The organism is Streptomyces sp. NPDC050625, from assembly GCF_040654755.1.
In the GTDB taxonomy this organism is placed as follows: domain Bacteria; phylum Actinomycetota; class Actinomycetes; order Streptomycetales; family Streptomycetaceae; genus Streptomyces.
In genome coordinates, this window is the sequence record NZ_JBFAIQ010000021.1 from 100,276 (window position 1) to 116,711 (window position 16,436).

Sequence of the window (16,436 nt, forward strand, 5' to 3'; positions counted from 1 at the left end):
CTTCACCCTTGTTGCTGCCTAGGAGCCCGATGACCGCATCGCCGACGACCACACCCGACGCCGAGCTGGTCGAGGCCACCGCCCGCCGGGTGGTGGCCGAGCACCCGCCCGCCTCGACTCCACTCCCGGAGCTGATGGGCGCCTGGTACGACGCCGGGCTGACCTGGGTCCACTTCCCGGTCGGGCTCGGCGGCCTGGACGCACCCCGCGCCCTGCAGCCGCTGGCCAACCGGGTGATGCGGGAGGCCGGCGGGCCCGAGCCCCGGACGGTGAACACCATCGGCTACGGCATCGTGGCCGGCACGATCCGCCGCTACGCGGACCGGGAGTTCGCCGCCCGCCGACTGCGCCCGCTGGCCACCGGCGAGGAGAAGTGGTGCCAGCTGTTCAGCGAGCCGGGCGCGGGGTCCGACCTGGCCGGCCTGGCCACCCGTGCGGTCCGCGAGGGCGACGGCTGGCGGGTGAACGGCCAGAAGGTCTGGAACAGCCTGGCCCACCTCTCCCGTTGGGCGATCCTGCTGGCCCGCACCGATCCCGACGTGCCGAAGCACAAGGGCCTGACCTATTTCGTGGTCGACATGCAGTCTCCGGGAATCACCGTGCGGCCGCTGCGCCAGATCACCGGGCGGGCCGCGTTCAACGAGGTGTTCCTCGACGACGTGTTCATCCCTGACAGCCAGCGGTTCGGCGAGGTCGGCGAGGGCTGGATCGTCGCCAACAGCACCCTCGGCGACGAACGGACCTCGCTCGGCGACCGCGTGGCGGCCCGCGGCAGCGGCGTGATCGCCGACGCCCTGGCCCTGTGGGCGGCTCACCCCGAGCGCCACGACCCGGTGCTGCGGGACCGACTGGTCCGGCTCTGGGTCCGGGCGGAGACGCAGCGCCTGACCGGCGACCGGGCCCGGGTGGCGGCCAGCAAGGGGGTGGTCGGTGCCGAGAGCGCGATCATCAAGCTGCTCAACTCCGAACTGGCCCAGGCGGTCTACGAGTTCTGTCTGGAACTGCTCGGCCCCGAGGGCACCCTGATCGACACCTACTCGCTCGATGCTCCGGACGACGAGTCCGGCCCGACCGCGATCCAGCGCAAGTACCTGCGTTCGCGCGCCACGACGCTCGAGGGCGGCACCTCGGAGATCATGCGCAACGTGATCGGCGAACGCGTGCTCAAGCTGCCGCAGGAACTGCGCGCCGACAAGGGCGTCGCCTGGAAGGACATCCCCCGATGACGCAGGAGTTCGAGTTCGACGACGAGATCGTCGAGCTGCGCTCGATGGTGCGCGAGTTCTGCGCTGAGGTCTCTCCCGAGGCCCTGGTCCGCGAGCACATGGAGTCCGAACTCGGCCACGACCCGGCGCTCTGGCGCCGGCTGGGCACCGATATCGGCGTCCTCGGCCTGGCGGTCCCCGAGGCCTACGGCGGCGACGGCGTCGGACTGGTCGCCCAGGCCGTCGTCGTCGACGAGCTCGGCGCGGCCCTGGTCTGCGGTCCGGTGCTCGGCACCCTCGCCCTGGCCATGCCGGCGCTGGTGGCGCTTTCCGACGAGGACGCCAAGCGCGAGCTGCTGCCGCCGCTGTGCGCTGGCGAGCGCGTGGCCACGCTGGTCGCGCCGCTCGCCACCGGGGTCCTGGACGAGGATGCCGTCACCGTCGAGGCCACCGAGAACGGCGGCTGGCGGCTCACCGGCGACGTGGCCCAGGTCCCCGACGGCGCCGCCGCGGACACACTGCTGGTGCTGGCCCGTACCTCGGACGGCCCGGCGCTGTTCGCCGTGGCGGGGGACGCCGAGGGTCTGACCCGCACCGCGCTGACCACACTCGACCTCACGCGCCGGCAGGCCGCGGTCTCCTTCGCCGCGACGCCGGCACGGCTGCTGGCCTCCGGCACGGAGGCGGTCGGCGCCGTCGAGCGGGCCGCGCTGGTGGCCTCGGTGCTGCTGGCCGTCGATTCGGTCGGCGGGTCGCAACGGATGCTCGACGTCACCGTTGCGCACGTCAGCACGCGCAAGCAGTTCGGCCAGCCGGTCGGCGCGTTCCAGGCGGTCAAGCACCGCTGCGCGAACCTGCTGATCGCGGTCGAGACCGCCCGGTCGGCGGCCTACCACGGCGCCTGGGCACTGCAGGACGGCACCGACGACCCGCAGCTCGCGGCCGGGCTGGCCAAGGCCGTGGCGAGCGAGTCCTACCAAGCGGTCAGCGCCGGGGCGATCCAACTCCACGGCGGCCTCGGCTTCACCTGGGAGGGCTCGCCCCACCTGTACTTCAAGCGGGCCGGCACCAACGGTCTGACCCTGGGCACCGCCACGCAGCACCTCGACCGGGTCGCAGCCCTGACCCTCGACGCGGTCTCGGCCTGAGTTCGGAGGAACCATGGAGTTCGACTACGTCATCATCGGCTCCGGCGCGGGCGGCTCGGTCCTGGCCGAGCGGATCTCGGCCGGGTCCCGGGCCACCGTTCTGGTGATCGAGGCCGGCGGGCACGACCGCAACCCGATGCACCTGGTGCCCAAGGGCTTCTTCTTCACCATGCACTCCGACCGCTACGCGAAGAAGTTCACCGCCGGGCCGTTCGGGCCCGAGAACGCCACCGACGCCTGGTGGCGCGGCCGCGTCGTCGGCGGTTCGACCACCATCAACGGTCTGGTCTGGAACCGCGGCTGGGCCGGCGACTTCGACCGCCTGGTCGAGGAGGGGAACCCCGGCTGGGGCTGGGACACCTTCCTGGACGCCTACAAGCACTTGGAGTCCTTCCAGCTCGGCGCCTCCGATCTGCACGGCGGCAGCGGCCCGGTGAGCGTCGAGCTCACCGCACCGACCGAGCCGGTCTCCGAGGCGTTCATGGCCTCTTGCGCCGCGGCCGGAGTGAAGCGCGTGCTCGACATCAACGGCTCCGACGACGAGCGCACCGGCTACACGCAGTTCTCCACCAGGCGCGGGCTGCGGGTCACCGCCGCCGGCGCCTTCCTGCGGCCCGCGCTCAAACGCGGCAACGTCACGCTGGCCACCGGAACGGAGGTGGGGCGGATCCGCTTCGACGGCACCCGCGCGGTCGGCGTACTCGCCCGGCACAAGGGGCGGCAGATCGAGATCCGGGCCCGTAAGGAGGTCCTGGTCTGCGGCGGCTCGCTGGACACCCCGACGCTCCTGGAGCGCTCCGGTGTCGGGCAGGCGGACGTGCTCGGGCGGGCCGGCGTGAAGCTCGTCGTGGACAGCCCGAACGTCGGCGAGAAGCTCAACGAACACCGCGGACTGCGTTTCATGTACAAGATCCGGCCGGGCGCCGCCGGCGGGTTCAACCCGCTCGTGAACACCCAGGCCAAACGGATGTACCAGGGGGCGAAGTACCTGGTCCGCCGGGACGGGATCATCGCCGCCGGCTCAGCCACCTGCCTGGTCTACTTCAAGGCCGACCCCGCGTCCGACCGCCCGGACACCTGCGGCTTCTTCAATCCCCTCTCGATGAAGGGGAAGACGATGCACAACGACAAGCTCGCCGTCGACGACGAGCCGGGCCTGATGCTGGCCGCATACCCGCTTCGTCCGACCAGCCGCGGCCACATCCACATCACCGGCCCGGACCCCGAGGACCCGGTGGCGATCCAGCCCAACTTCCTCGACACCGAGGCGGACCGGCGCATCCTGTCCAAGGTCGGCGGGCGCGTACGCGAGCTGTTCGGCAGCGGCCCGGTGGCCGACCTGATCACCGAGGAGCGGATCCCCGGCCCCGGCGTTCGGACCGAGGCCGACTTCGAGCAGGTCGGCCTGTTCCAGGGCGCCTCCGGCTACCACCCGCTGGGTAGCTGCGCGATGGGCCCGGGCTCCGACGACGTCGTCGACGAGCGCCTGCGCGTGCGGGGCACGACCGGGCTACGGGTGGTCGACGCGTCGGTTTTCCCCCACCAGCCCTCGGGCAACACCTCGGCGCCGACGCAGGCACTGGCCTGGCACGCGGCGTCGCTGATCCTGGAGGACGCATGAAGGCGGTCCGCGGTCCCTACGTCGACGAGCTGCGGATCGGACAGGTCTTCGACGACGCCCCGGCCCTCACGCTGACCGACGGCCTGGTCGCCGCGCACCGCGCGATCGTGGGGAACCGGCTGCGGATCAGCCTCGACCGGGAACTGGCCGTGGCCGTGGCGGGCGTCCCCGCGCCGGCGCCCCCGGCCCTGGTGTGGGACGTCTCGATCGGGCAGTCCACGGCCGTGACGCAGCACGTCAAGGCCAACCTGTTCTACCGGGGGCTGTGTTTCCGCCGGTTCCCCTCCGTGGGCGACACCCTGTCCACGGTGACCACGGTCGAGGGGCTGCGGGAGAACCGCCGTCGCGAGGGGCGGCCGCCCACCGGCGTCGCCGCTCTGCACATCGTCACCACCGACCAGGCCGGCCGTACGGTGCTCGACTACTGGCGCTGCGCGATGCTGCCGCTCTCCTCGGCCGACGCCCGGGTCGAGCGCCAGGACGACCTCGACTCCGTCGGGCGGACGCCGTCCCGCGCCGAACTGGGCGCGCCCGTGGCCGACTGGAAGATGGCGGTCTTCCGCGAGCGCGTGCCGGGGCCGCACTTCGCCGACCTGGAACCGGGCGCCAGCTGGACGGTCGAGGGGCGCGACGTCGTCTCCAGCGCGCCCGAGCTGGCCCGGCTGACCGGCAATCTGGCTGCGGTGCACCACGACGCCGCGGCCGCCGGCGGGCGGCGGCTGGTCTACGGCGGGCACACCATCGGGCTGGCGCTGCATCAGGTGACGCGGGCACTGCCGGCGCTGGTCACCGTGACCGGCTGGGAAGGCTGTGACCACGTCGGCCCGGTGTACGAGGACGACGCGCTCGCAGCCACGGTGTCCGTCACCGGCCTGGAGCCGCTGCCGGGCGGCGGCGGGCTGGCCGACCTGCGCTGCCTGGTGGACTCCCGCGGCCCCAGCGGCGAGGTCCGGCCGGTGCTCGACTGGCGGTTCACGGCGGTGCTGGCTTGAACGCCGGGTCGGCCCGCAGCTTCCTGTTCGTGCCGGGCGACCGGCCGGAGCGGTTCGCCAAGGCCGCGGCGAGCGGGGCGGACGCAGTCGTGCTGGACCTGGAGGACGCCGTCGCGCCCGCGGTCAAGGCGGAAGCGCTGGAGCACGTCGTCGCATGGCTGGGCGCGGGGAACGCCGCCGTCGTCCGCGTGAACGCCGCCGGCACTCCGACCCATGACACCGAGCTGGCCGCTCTGGCCGGCACCGGCGCCGTCGTCATGCTGCCCAAGACCGACTCGGCCGCCCAGGTTGCCGCGGTCCGTGCTCACGTCGGCGAGGTGCTGGCCCTGGTGGAGACACCGCGGGGCGTGACCGCGGCCGACGAGATCGCCGCCGCGGGTGTGGTCCGGCTGGCGCTCGGGACCGTCGACCTGGCTGCCGAACTGGGCGTGGACCCGGCCTCGCCGTCGGCGTTCGCCTACAGCCGCGGCCGGCTGGTGATGGCCTCGGCCGCCGCGGGCCTGCCCGGCCCGGTCGACGGCGTCACCGTCCGCCTCGACGACCCGACGGTGCTCGACGTCGATCTCGCCCACGCCCGGGAGCTGGGCCTGGGCGCCAAGCTGTGCATCCACCCCAAGCAGGTCGCCGCCGTCAACGCCGCGTTCTCGCCCTCGGCCGCCGAACTGGCCTGGGCCGAGCGGATCGTCCTCGCGGCCGAGGCCTCGTCCTCGGGCGTTGTCGTCGTCGACGGCGCGATGGTCGACGCGCCCGTGGTGACACGGGCGCGTCGCATCCTCAGTCGCGTTTGACCTCGTCCTTCACCGTGTAGGTGTGCTTCCACTTGAGGAACACGCGGCGCTCGGTGATGCGCCACCCCTCGGAGGTGCGGGCCAGGGCGTCCTCGTAGGAGCCGCCGCCGGAGACCCGCGTGACCATGCCGTCCTCGGCGCGTCGGCCGGTCTCCATCTGGAAGTGGGAGAACGCCGTCGCGGTGTCGCCGTGGATGGTGACGACCGTGTTGTAGAGCGGGTGTTGCGCGAACAGCCAGGCCGGGTCGGGCTTGCTCAGCCGCTCCCGCATCTGGTCGCGGGTCTCTCGCTTGCCCCCCATCGGAGTGAAGTCGATGATTCCGTCCGCGGTGAACGCGAGATCCCACTCCTCCCACTTGCGCTCGTCAAGACCGACGGCGTAGTGCCGCATTGCCTTCTCGATGTCGAGCCGGTCCTGGACTTCGTTGCTCATCGCTCTCCTCAGTCGCGCCAGTCGATGGTGAAGTACTGGGTCTCGAGGAACTCCTCGAGACCGGCCCGGGCTCCTTCACGGCCCAAGCCGCTCTGCTTCATGCCGCCGAACGGAGCGGAGGGATCGGAGACCAGGCCCCGGTTGATCCCGACCATGCCCGCGTCGATGCGCTCGGCCAGGCGCATCGCCCGGCCGAGTTCGCCGGCCACCACGTAGGCCGCCAACCCCATCTCGGTGTCGTTGACCATCCGCAGCAAGTGCGCTTCGTCGCTCCACGTCACCAGCGGGGCGACCGGGCCGAAGATCTCGCTCCGGATGATCTCGGCGTCCGGGGCGACGTTCGTCAGCACGGTCGGGGCGAAGTAGAAGCCTCCGCCCTGAGGAACCGGGGCCTGGTGAGTGATGGTCGCGCCCGCCAGGACGGCCCTCTCCACCAGCGAGCCGACCTCCTCCACGGCGCGGGCCGAGATCAGGGGACCGATCTCATGACCCTCGGCGGCCGCTCCCACGCTGAGCTTCTCGACCTCGGCACCGAAGCGGTCGGTGAACGCTCCGGCCACGTCCTCGTGCACGTAGAAGCGGTTCGCCGCGGTACATGCCTGCCCTCCGCCACGGAACTTGGCGAGCATCGCTGCCTCCACGGCAACGTCCAGGTCCGCGTCGGCGGTGATCACGAACGGCGCGTTGCCGCCCAGCTCCATCGAGGCGTTGACGACTCGGTCCGCGGCCTGCTTCAGCAGCACTCGGCCGACTTCCGTGGAGCCGGTGAACGAGATCTTCCGGACGCGGGGGTCGGCCAGCCAGGCCGACACCAGCGGGCTGGACCGTTTGGTGGGCACGACGTTGACCACGCCGTCGGGAAGACCGGCTTCGACCAGCAGGCGGGTGATGGCCAGCGTGGTCAGCGGAGTCTCCGAGGCCGGCTTGAGCACCGTGGTGCATCCGGCCGCGAGCGCCGGGGCGAGCTTGCGGGTGGCCATGGCGGCCGGGAAGTTCCAGGGCGTGACCAGGGCGGCGACGCCGACCGGCTTGTGGGTCACCACGGTCCGGGTGCCTCCCGCAGGGGCCGGCCCGAAATCACCGCCGGTGCGCACCGCTTCTTCGGCGAACCAGCGGAAGAACTCCGCGGCATAGGTGACCTCGCCGCGAGCGTCGGCCAGCGCCTTGCCGTTCTCGGCGCTGATCAGGGCGGCCAATTGCTCACGGTCGCGCAGCATCAGCTCGAAGGTGCGGCGCAGCAGCTCGGAGCGCTCCCGCGGAGCGGTCGCGGCCCAGCCCGGGAAGGCCGCGACGGCGGCATCCACCGCGGCGACACCGTCGGCCTCGGTCCCGTCCGAGACCCGGGAGACGACGGCTCCCGTGGCCGGGTCCAGGACATCGAACTCACCGGCGGCACCAGGACGCCAGCGGCCGCCGACGAAGACGTCGGCTCGCTCGTTACTATGTTTGGAGGTCATAAGAACATTATTACGAACATGATTCGGGTCGTCCAGGCTCAACCGCTGAGGGTGAGGCCGAGAAGGGCTAGGTTGAGCGTCACGATGACCACGGCCACGGCGGCCGCAGCCGCTGTCGTCAGCGGGTGGTTGCGGTGCGGGCCCATCACCGGGCGGCTGGCGGTGAACCCGACCAACGGCACCAGCGCGAACGGGATCCCCATGGACAGCACCACCTGGGAGATCACCAGGGCCCGGGTGGGGTCGACGCCGAAGGCCAGGACGGTTACCGCGGGCACCAGAGTCACCAGTCGGCGCACGGTCGGCGCGACGCGCAACCCGGTCAGGCTGCGCATGATCTCGGCCCCGGCGGCGCTCCCGACGGACGTCGAGGCCAGCCCGGACCCGAGCAGCGCGACGGCGAACAGCAGCGCCACCCCGGTTCCGAGCTCCGCGGTCACCACGGCATGAGCACCCTCCAAGGTGTCCGTACTCGGCCGGTCGGCCAGACTGGTCGCGGCCACCAGGAGGAGCGAGAGGTTGAGCACCCCGGCCAACAGCAACGCCAGTACGACGTCCACGCGGGTGGCCCGCAGCAGCACAGCCATCGGACGCTGGGCCCGGGCCACCGCGTGGCGCTCAGTGGTGAGGCTGGAATGCAGGTAGATGGCGTGCGGCATGACCGTCGCGCCGACGATCCCGGACGCCAGGAGCACGCTTTCGGCGCCTGCGAAGGACGGGACGAGCCCGGCCGTGACCTCGGCCCCGCCGGGCGGCTCGACCACCAGCCCGGCCAGGAATCCGACCGCGATCAGGGCCAGGAAGGAGAGGACGACTCGCTCCAGGGCAGACTGGCCGCGCTGGTCGCCGATGCGCAGCACGGCGAGCGCCACCACTGCGGTCAGCACCGCGCCGAGCGCCAGAGGCAGGTCGAACAGCAGGTGCAGAGCGACGGCGCCGCCGATCACCTCGGCCAGGTCGGTGGCCACGGCCACGCCCTCGGCCTGCAGCCAGTAGGCGATCCGCGCCGGGCGGGGCAGCCGCTGCGCGACGTGTCCGGCCAGCGAGGTTCCGGTGACCAGTCCGAGCTTGGCGGACAAATACTGGACCAGCACAGCCATCAGGTTGGCCAGGACCACGACCCACACCAGGGTGAAGCCGAAACGGGCGCCCGCGGTGACGTTGGTGGCCACATTGCCGGGGTCGACATAAGCCACAGCCGTCACGAAGGCCGGCCCGAGCAGAGCGAGGCCCCGGGGCGAACGGTCGTGTCCCGGACGGCCAAGGATCTTGTCGTCGCCCCGCATGAGGGCGATCCTAGGCTTTACCAAGAGAGCAAGACAACTACAACATGACAACAAGCAAAGAGCCGGGACACCGACATTCGCAATAGGATGGGCGTCTATGCAGAACACTCGTGACGAGTCGATCTCGATCGCGCTCGAACGACTCGCCCTCACCCTCGGGGAGAGCGGGGCCGTCCCCGTGCCCGAACTGGTGCGCGCCCTGGAGCGCGCCGCCGAGCGGCTCCGGACCAAGACCGTCTCCGACGAACTGCCGGCCGACCTGGTGACACAGGCCGAAGCCGCACGAGCAGTCGCCGTCAGCCGTCAGGCCGTGAACCAGTGGGTCCGTAACGGGGTCGTCCGCTCCTACGCCGGGTCCGGCTCCAGCAGCCGCTACGGACCGCAGGTGTCGTTGGCCGAGATCGCGATCGCCGCCAACCGCCGCTCTCGCGACGTACCGTTCGCGAGCGGCCGGCGGCGCGAGGTCCTGGACTTCCTGGAGCTCGTCGAGCGCGACGCCAACGGTCTGGCCCGAGAGGTCCGCCGTGCGGTGGTGGACGACAACTACGACAGCCACACACCGGAACAGATCCGCGTGCTGGGTGAGTTCGTCGTGGCGTCGATGGGTCTCGGGGACGAACAGCGCGAGTTCACCCCGGAGGGGCTGACACTGCTGTCCGAGCTGGAGCCGTCGATCACCGTCGACACCGCCACGCCGTTCGGCGGTCTGGTGGACTCGCTCGGCCTTCTGGTCCGGTCGGCTCAGGGCAACGCCGGCTTCGACTCCCCCGCCACCGCGCTGCTGGCACTGTTCGGCAGCGCCACCGTCGGGGCGCTCTACACCGACGAGCGGGGCGACGTCGGCCGCAGCCTGCGAGGCGCGGCGCGCGAGGTGTGGGGCGAGGACTGGGTCGAGCGGCTGCTGGACGCGGTGTTCCACGTGGGGAAGCTGCGACCGTCGCCGCTGACGCGCTTCACGGCGTCGCTGACCTATCTCGACAACAACCGCTTCCTGCGCGGGGCGCAGGCAGCCGGGGTGAGCATCGCCTATTCGCGAGGACCGGGCCCACTGCTGCCACAGCATTTCTACGGCGCCCCGATCCTGCGCGACATGATGCGCGACGCCGCGCGCCCGCCGGAGCCGTGGGCGTTCACCCCCGAGTCCGGCGCCGACGCCTGGCCGGTCCAACTGGAGAGCGGCGCCAACCCGTTCCGTGTCCTCAACTACGAGTACGGCCTGCTGGACCCGGAGATCCACGGCATCCGCCGGTACTGTTTCTCGGCCCCCGACGCCCGGCGGGATCTGCGCGCCTACGCCGCCTCGCTGTCCGGGCGCGACCGGCACCGGTACGTCGAGTACTCCGTCGAGGTGCTGACCCGCACCCTGCTGCAACAGAACATCGAGTTGAGCGCGATCGACTCCGAGCCCGACTTCGATTGGTGGAAGGACCACATCATCCGCTCCTCCCAGCCGGAGGTGCTGCTGGGTCTTCGTGACGAGCGGGCTCGCAAGGTGGCGCACGCCCTGCTGGTCTCCACCAGCCTGCTGCCCAGGGTGGTCGAGGCCGCGCAGACCGACGGCTCGCTGCGCGACCGGCTGCGGATCTACATCAAGAATCTGGAGTTCGACGTCATCGACGCCCGCTACCGCGACGACGCCCGACGAGGCGTGAGCCGCGTCCTGAAGACCGGCGGTGTGGCCCTGGGCGAGGCCGAGGCCCGGGAGCTCGCGGAGCGGGAGATCCACTCGATGCTGGCCTGACCGGCGCCTGAGGTACTCAGAGGGTGGGATCCGCCCCCACCCGCACCAGGCGCTTGCCCAGGTGCTCGCCGGCCAGCATCCCGAGGAACGCGGCCGAGGCCCGGTCCAGCCCGGTCACGACCTCCTCGTGATGCACCAGCTCGCCGGCGCGGAGGCCGGCCGACACCTCGGCCTCGAACTGCGGCCGCAGGTGGGCGAACTCGTGGAAGACGAAGCCGCGGATCGTGATGCTCCGCGTCACGAGGTGCGACAGGAGTGCGGACATGTCGCCGCCGGTACTCCGGCCGGTGGCGCTGTAGGCCGACGCGACCCCGCAGACCGGAACCCGTGCGTGGCGGTTCAACCGCGGCCACACCTCGTCCCAGACCTTTCCGCCGACGTTCTCGAAATAGACGTCGATGCCGTCCGGGGTGGCCGCGGCGAGTTGCTCGGCGAAGTCGGGCGCCCGATGGTCGACGGCGGCGTCGAAGCCGGCGTCGCGCAGCCAGGCGACCTTCCCCGGCCCACCCGCGATGCCGACCGCCCGGGCGCCCCGCCGCCTCGCGATCTGCCCGACCAGGGACCCGACGACGCCGGTCGCCGCAGCGACCACGACGGTCTCCCCCGCCTGGGGTCTCCCGATCTCGACGAGGCCGGTCCAGCCGGTCAGGCCGGGCATCCCCAGGATGCCCAGGGCGGTCGAGACCGGGGCCTGCACGGGGTCGAGCCGGCGCAGCGCCGTGGCGGGCTGTACGGCGTACTCCTGCCAGCCGGAATTCCCGGCCACCAGGTCGCCCGGCCCGAACCCGTCGGCTGCCGAGAGCACCACCTCGCCGACCGTCCCGCCCTCCATCACCCCGCCCAGCGGCACCACCGGCGTCGAGGAGGAGTGCGTGGCCGATGAGCCCATCCGGCCCCGCAGGTAAGGGTCCAGAGACAAGTAGACGGTCCGGACCAGCACCTCGCCGTCGGCCGGGGTGGGCACAGGGCCGGCGCTCATCGCGAAGTCGGAAAGGCGTGGCGCCCCCTGCGGGCGGGCGACCAGGGTGACGCGCTGCTGGGTGCTCGGGACGGTCCGGTCCACGGTGCTCCGCCTCTCTCGGTGTCCGGGGCGGCGGACCGTGACCCGGGTGTCAGTCGGTGGTGCGCCCGGCCGCCGCGTCGTCGCCGCGCAGGCCGACGCTGATCGGCTGGCCCAGCAACTCGTCGAGCTGGGCGCGTGCCAGCTCCAGCCGGCGGGCGTACTCGTCACGCTCGGCCTGGAGCTTGTCCTCGTCCACCGAGGACACGGCGGCCTGGGCCTCCTGCGCCGCCGCGGTCGTCACGAGCAGCTCGCGGATCAAGGCCTGGGCAAGCAACTTGTAATCGATCTCGATGGACGGCTGACCGGGGACGGCGACGGTGGCCTTCGCGCCGGCCGGCTCGGCCGGGGCGAGCGCGCCGGCCGAGGGCGTGGGCGGCACGCCCAACCCCTCGATCTTGTACGTCCGCTTGCCGCGAATCTCCCGCGCGATCTCGCCCTCACGGTCCATCGTTGCGATGAGTTGGATGAACGCGACCGAGCTACCGGAATAGCCGATGGCGTCCTTCAGCACTCCCGTGGCGTACCCGGACGGGTCCACGACAGGGCCCGACGTGGCCAGGAACTGGCGGATACGCAAGCGTGCGGTGCGGTCCCGAACCATCTCGTCCTCCAGTGACACATCGCCTGATTGCAGCACGATAACACATCGAGAGGAGGGCGACTTGTCTCACGACTTCCGGGCGAGTACCTCCAGTCCGACGTCGAGCGTTCTCAGTCCGGTCACCGAGGCCAGCTGGAGCACTTCGAGAACGGCCTCCGGGGTGACGCCGATCGCCAGCGCCTCCCGAAGGTGCTTGCGAAGCCCGTCCACGTAGTGCTGAGGGCTGACCGCGTCGATCGCGATCGACAGCAGATGCTTCACCTGCGGGTCGAGCACGTCCTCGCGTTCCCACGGCAGGTCGATGAACCGCACCCGGGCTTCGAAGTACCCCGGGTCCATCCGCAGGATGCCGGCGTAGATCGGGTTGAGCGCACGCGGCCGGGGACCGGTGGTCTCCAGTCGCTGCTGAAGTTCACGGTGGCGAGGGGTCTCCTCGGGCAGGGCGAGCCCGGCCCGCTCCATCTCCTCCAGCAGGACGGGAAGGCCGACGGAGACCGTGTGCAGACCGATCGAGCAGGCGATCTCGAAGGTGCACAAGATTTCCGCAGGGGTGGCGCCGTCGGCGAGCGCGGCATCCACGGCCGCCTCTATCCGGGGTTCGTCGGCCTCCGGGATCACCGACTCGACCGCGAGTACCACCAAGGCGCGCACCGCCGGCGCCAGGACGCCACCCCGGTAGGGGTGGCCGACCAGAGCCTCGGTGGCGGCGGCGAACCCGGGATCCAGCGTTTCCAGCACCTCGGCGGTACGCATGTGACGGGAGAGGTGACCCGACCGCCGGACGACCGTGCTCATCGGTGATCACCTACCCCCTCGCAACGTATTCCCACAGCATGAAGGTTCGCTGGAAAGTTGTCAATGGCATCGCTTGACGTTCATCCATGGAGCGCCATAGCGTGTGTGACGGCCGTTACAGCTACATCCCGGGAGGCGACGTGGCCGACGAGATTGCGATGGCGGTTGCCCGGCGGGCAGCCGAACTGTTGCCCGAACCACCTGCGGCGCATGACAGCTTCGGCTACCTGGCCTGGGAGGACCTCGTCCTCTCCACCGCGCGCCGCCTGCAGCGCCTGCTGGACGACGCCACGCTCATGACGCGACCGCAGGCCGCGCCGCTGGTGCTCTCCCCCGTGACCGGCCGCCTGGACGGCACGTCGCTCCTGGCCCTGGCCGCGCACCTTGCCCACGAGGACGGCATCCACTGCGCGGACCTTCTCGCCACCGCAATGACCGAATGCGACGCCGGCCTCGCCAACGCCTGATCGCCGGGTCTTCCTGACCCACGCGGCAACGCAGCTCCTTCCACCGGTTCGTCAATAGCATCGCTTGACATTGATCTTCATCGATGTGAACGCCTTCACATTCACCACCCGAACGACGAAGCCCGGTCCCGCCGTCGGCGGAACCGGGCTCGGTCAGTGGCGGATCAGACGGTGGCGTCGGACTCCCGGGCGGCGTCGTTCCACCGCTGCGACGGAGCCTTGACGTCCACTGCGGGCGCGTCGAGGCCGAACTCGGCCGCCACAAGGGCGGTGTCGCCGCCCGGGATGGGCGCGCTGACCGGGGCCGACTCCGGGGCGGCCCCGAACTTCACGGCCGCGTCGGCCACTTCGATGCCTGCGGCCACGTCCGGGTCGGAGATCCGGATCCGCATTCCCCGGGCCACCGCCTGAGGGTGCGAGAAGGCCTCGTTGACCGACAACACCATGGCCCCCGGCAGTTTGAGCGAGAAGAACAGCGCCTCCCACTCGGCCGCCGACCGCGTCAGGAAGCTCGGTTCGACCGCCGCGTAAAGGGCTTCCTCGTGCTCCCGCCGCAACGGCTCGGTGGCGAACCGGGGGTCGTCGATCCACTCGGGGTGGTCCGCGGCCTGGCAGAACCGGGCCCAGAACTGCTGAGTGATGCAGATCGTGAACCAGCGGTCGTCGGCGGTGCGGAACACCCCGAACGGCAGCGAACCGCTGCCGCCCCGCCGTGGCTCGGGGAGGAACTCCTTGCCCACGGTGACCGCTTGCGGCGCCCGGTACGAGAGCAGGGCCACCTGGGCGTCCAGCAGGCTGACGTCCAGGCGCTGGCCGTACCCCCGCAGCGAGCGCAGCCGCAAGGCGCCCAACGTGCCCAGCGCGGCGAACAGCGCGCCGGTCAGGCCGCCGATCGGGTTGCCCCAGCGGATCGGGACGTCCGGGCTGGTGTGGTCGACGGTGATGCTCATGCCACCACCGAGCGCCTGAATAGCGTTGTCGAAGGCAGGGAAGGCGCTCCACGGCCCGGTGTGGCCGAACCCGGTGATCGAGGTCTGGACGAGCTGGTCGTTCTTGCTCTGCAGCGACTCGAAGTCCAGGCCGAGCCGGTGGAGCACTCCCGGCCGGTAGTTGTCGAGCATGACGTCGGCCCGAGAGGCCAGACCGAGCAGGAACTGGCGTCCCTCGGCGGTCTTCAGGTCGGCGACGACGCTGCGCTTGCCCCGGTTCAAGCCGGCCCGGAACGACGCCTCGCGGACCACGTCCGGGTAGGGCTCCATCACCTGGCCGAACGGCCGCTCGACGCGGATCACGTCGGCCCCCAGGTCGGCCAGGAGCTGGGCGGCGAAGCCCTTGCTGGGCTCGTCGCCGTTCATCTCCAGGACGATCGTGCCCTCCAGGGCCCGCCCGACCTGACGGGAGACGTCCACCTCGGCTTCGGGCGCCCAGCGCTCGACCAGCGGCACAGCACCACGGTCGTCGCCGCAGTGGATCACGCCGGCCGAGGCGAGGCGCCCCAACTCCGCCGCGTCGAGTCCCAGCAGCGAGCCGAGCACCATCGCAGTGTCCGCCCCGGTCTGCCGGGGGGCCCGCCAGGTGGTGGAGTCGCTGAACTTGAGGGCGTCGCCCGCGACGGTGGCGGTGCGGCCGAACTCGTCGGTGACCTCCACCGACATGCCGCGGGCTCGTACCTGCGGGTGCTTGAAGACGTCGGCGACACGGGTGACCTTGCCGCACACGACGCCGGCCTCCATGAGGTGCTCCTGCCACCAGTCCGCGGTGCGGGTGCGAAACACCCCCTGCAGGAGCTCGACGAGTTCCTCACGGTGGGCGTGCCGCGCCGGCCCGGTGCTGAACCGATCGTCGGTCAGCAGGTCCGGCCGCTCCATGATCCGGGCCGCGGCAGGCCACATCCGCTGACTGATGCAGATCGCGACCCAGCCCTCGGAGCACTCGAAGTTGCCGAAGGGCACGGTGCCCTGGCCGCCTTCGAACGGCGACGGCAGCGGCTCCTGGCCGAAGGTCAGGGCCTGCGGCACCCGGTAGGTGTTGAGGGCGAGCATGACGTCGAGCATCGAGACGTCGATGTGCTGGCCCGCCCCCGTCCGGTCGCGGTGGATCACCGCTCCGGTGACACCGATCGCGCTGAAGACACCGGCGAAAAGGTCCCCGATCGGAATGCCCCAGCGCACCGGGGGGCGATCCGGGTTCAGCCGGGTGTAGTTCATCGTGCCGCACATGGCCTGCACGATCGGGTCGTACGCGGGCATCGTGGCCCATGGCCCGTCACCGCCGAAGCCGGTCAGCGAGCAGGTGATGATCGACGGGTTGAACGGCAGCAACGACTCCCGGTCGATCCCGAGCCGCTTGGTGACGCCTGGCCGGAAATTGTCGACGACGACGTCCGCTTCCGCCACCAGCCGGTGGAACAGGTCGCGGCCCTCGTCGGTCTTCAGGTTCAGGCTCACCGAGTGCTTGTTGCGCGACAGACCCCAATTGAAGGCCTCGTCCTCGCTGAGGCGGGTCGGGTCGATCTCCCCTCTCGGCTCACCGTTCGGCAACGACTCGACACGGATCACCTCCGCACCGAGATCGGCCAGCAGGAGCGAGCCGAAGGGACCGGAGACGACGCGACAAAGATCGAGGACCCGCAGTCCGGAAAGAGGCGTGGACGGCTGGGTGTTCGGGACTTCCGATGGCGCACTCATGATGAGAGGACGATAAGACGTTCAGAACTAAAACACAACTGTGAGCTTGGTTGTAGTACCATTAAGGCCTTGCCACGCTGACGAGCGATGTTCAAGGTCACGGAGCACACACGGGCCAGTGGGTCGCCGAGCCGCACCGACTACTTTGACGA

Annotated in this window: 14 protein-coding genes; 7 read left to right on the top strand and 7 right to left on the bottom strand. The window is 71.1% G+C overall.

Annotation, left to right across the window (positions count from 1 at the left end):
- Positions 1–29 precede the first annotated feature (29 nt).
- From AB0I54_RS34205 to AB0I54_RS34225, 5 genes are read left to right on the top strand one after another with little or no spacing between them, the layout of a single operon-like run.
- Positions 30–1,226 carry an acyl-CoA dehydrogenase family protein gene (locus AB0I54_RS34205; protein WP_363300133.1) on the top strand — a complete coding sequence of 399 codons (1,197 nt, stop codon included), beginning with the start codon at positions 30–32 and terminating at the stop codon, positions 1,224–1,226.
- Entirely contained in the window at positions 1,223–2,353 is a 1,131-nt protein-coding gene (locus AB0I54_RS34210; RefSeq protein ID WP_363300134.1) for an acyl-CoA dehydrogenase family protein, read from the top strand. The genes AB0I54_RS34205 and AB0I54_RS34210 overlap by 4 nt, the downstream gene beginning before the upstream one ends.
- Positions 2,354–2,366: 13 nt before the next feature.
- The gene (locus tag AB0I54_RS34215; RefSeq protein ID WP_363300135.1) at positions 2,367–3,974 is read left to right on the top strand and encodes a GMC family oxidoreductase; all 1,608 of its coding nucleotides are present in this window, start codon (positions 2,367–2,369) and stop codon (positions 3,972–3,974) included.
- The gene (locus AB0I54_RS34220) at positions 3,971–4,966 is read left to right on the top strand and encodes a hypothetical protein (RefSeq protein WP_363300136.1); all 996 of its coding nucleotides are present in this window, start codon (positions 3,971–3,973) and stop codon (positions 4,964–4,966) included. Before AB0I54_RS34215 ends, AB0I54_RS34220 begins: the two co-directional genes overlap by 4 nt.
- Positions 4,963–5,754 carry a CoA ester lyase gene (locus AB0I54_RS34225; protein ID WP_363300137.1) on the top strand — a complete coding sequence of 264 codons (792 nt, stop codon included), beginning with the start codon at positions 4,963–4,965 and terminating at the stop codon, positions 5,752–5,754. The genes AB0I54_RS34220 and AB0I54_RS34225 overlap by 4 nt, the downstream gene beginning before the upstream one ends.
- Here the strand turns inward: AB0I54_RS34225 and AB0I54_RS34230 are convergent.
- The 3 genes from AB0I54_RS34230 to AB0I54_RS34240 are packed head-to-tail and all read right to left on the bottom strand — an operon-like array spanning position 5,741 to position 8,930.
- Entirely contained in the window at positions 5,741–6,187 is a 447-nt protein-coding gene (locus AB0I54_RS34230) for a nuclear transport factor 2 family protein (protein ID WP_363300138.1), read from the bottom strand. The two genes, AB0I54_RS34225 and AB0I54_RS34230, sit on opposite strands and share 14 nt — an antisense overlap.
- Positions 6,188–6,195: 8 nt before the next feature.
- Positions 6,196–7,644: an NAD-dependent succinate-semialdehyde dehydrogenase gene (locus AB0I54_RS34235; RefSeq protein WP_363300139.1), complete on the bottom strand. Its 1,449-nt coding sequence runs from the start codon at positions 7,642–7,644 to the stop codon at positions 6,196–6,198.
- A 38-nt stretch (positions 7,645–7,682) separates the two neighbouring features.
- Positions 7,683–8,930, bottom strand: coding sequence for an Nramp family divalent metal transporter (locus AB0I54_RS34240; protein WP_363300140.1), 1,248 nt, complete (start codon positions 8,928–8,930; stop codon positions 7,683–7,685).
- A gap of 97 nt (positions 8,931–9,027) precedes the next feature.
- Here AB0I54_RS34240 and AB0I54_RS34245 point away from each other — a divergent pair, with 97 nt between their 5' ends.
- Positions 9,028–10,671 (top strand): hypothetical protein, encoded by a 1,644-nt coding sequence (locus tag AB0I54_RS34245; RefSeq protein WP_363300141.1) that lies wholly within the window; start codon positions 9,028–9,030, stop codon positions 10,669–10,671.
- Positions 10,672–10,687: 16 nt separating this feature from the next.
- On the opposite strand, the gene AB0I54_RS34250 is transcribed toward AB0I54_RS34245, so the two are convergent.
- Genes AB0I54_RS34250 through AB0I54_RS34260 form a run of 3 tightly spaced genes read right to left on the bottom strand, consistent with a single transcriptional unit; the run spans position 10,688 to position 13,130 of the window.
- Positions 10,688–11,734 (bottom strand): NADP-dependent oxidoreductase, encoded by a 1,047-nt coding sequence (locus AB0I54_RS34250; protein WP_363300142.1) that lies wholly within the window; start codon positions 11,732–11,734, stop codon positions 10,688–10,690.
- 49 nt (positions 11,735–11,783) lie between these two features.
- Positions 11,784–12,371, bottom strand: coding sequence for a hypothetical protein (locus AB0I54_RS34255; RefSeq protein WP_363300143.1), 588 nt, complete (start codon positions 12,369–12,371; stop codon positions 11,784–11,786).
- Between the two features lie 30 nt (positions 12,372–12,401).
- Entirely contained in the window at positions 12,402–13,130 is a 729-nt protein-coding gene (locus tag AB0I54_RS34260) for a carboxymuconolactone decarboxylase family protein (RefSeq protein ID WP_363300144.1), read from the bottom strand.
- A gap of 140 nt (positions 13,131–13,270) precedes the next feature.
- On the opposite strand from AB0I54_RS34260, the gene AB0I54_RS34265 reads away from it, so the two are divergent.
- Complete coding sequence (locus AB0I54_RS34265; protein ID WP_363300145.1) at positions 13,271–13,597, top strand: hypothetical protein; 327 nt, start codon at positions 13,271–13,273, stop codon at positions 13,595–13,597.
- A gap of 164 nt (positions 13,598–13,761) precedes the next feature.
- On the opposite strand, the gene AB0I54_RS34270 is transcribed toward AB0I54_RS34265, so the two are convergent.
- Positions 13,762–16,284 (bottom strand): CaiB/BaiF CoA-transferase family protein, encoded by a 2,523-nt coding sequence (locus AB0I54_RS34270; RefSeq protein WP_363300146.1) that lies wholly within the window; start codon positions 16,282–16,284, stop codon positions 13,762–13,764.
- Between the last annotated feature and the right edge of the window lie 152 nt (positions 16,285–16,436).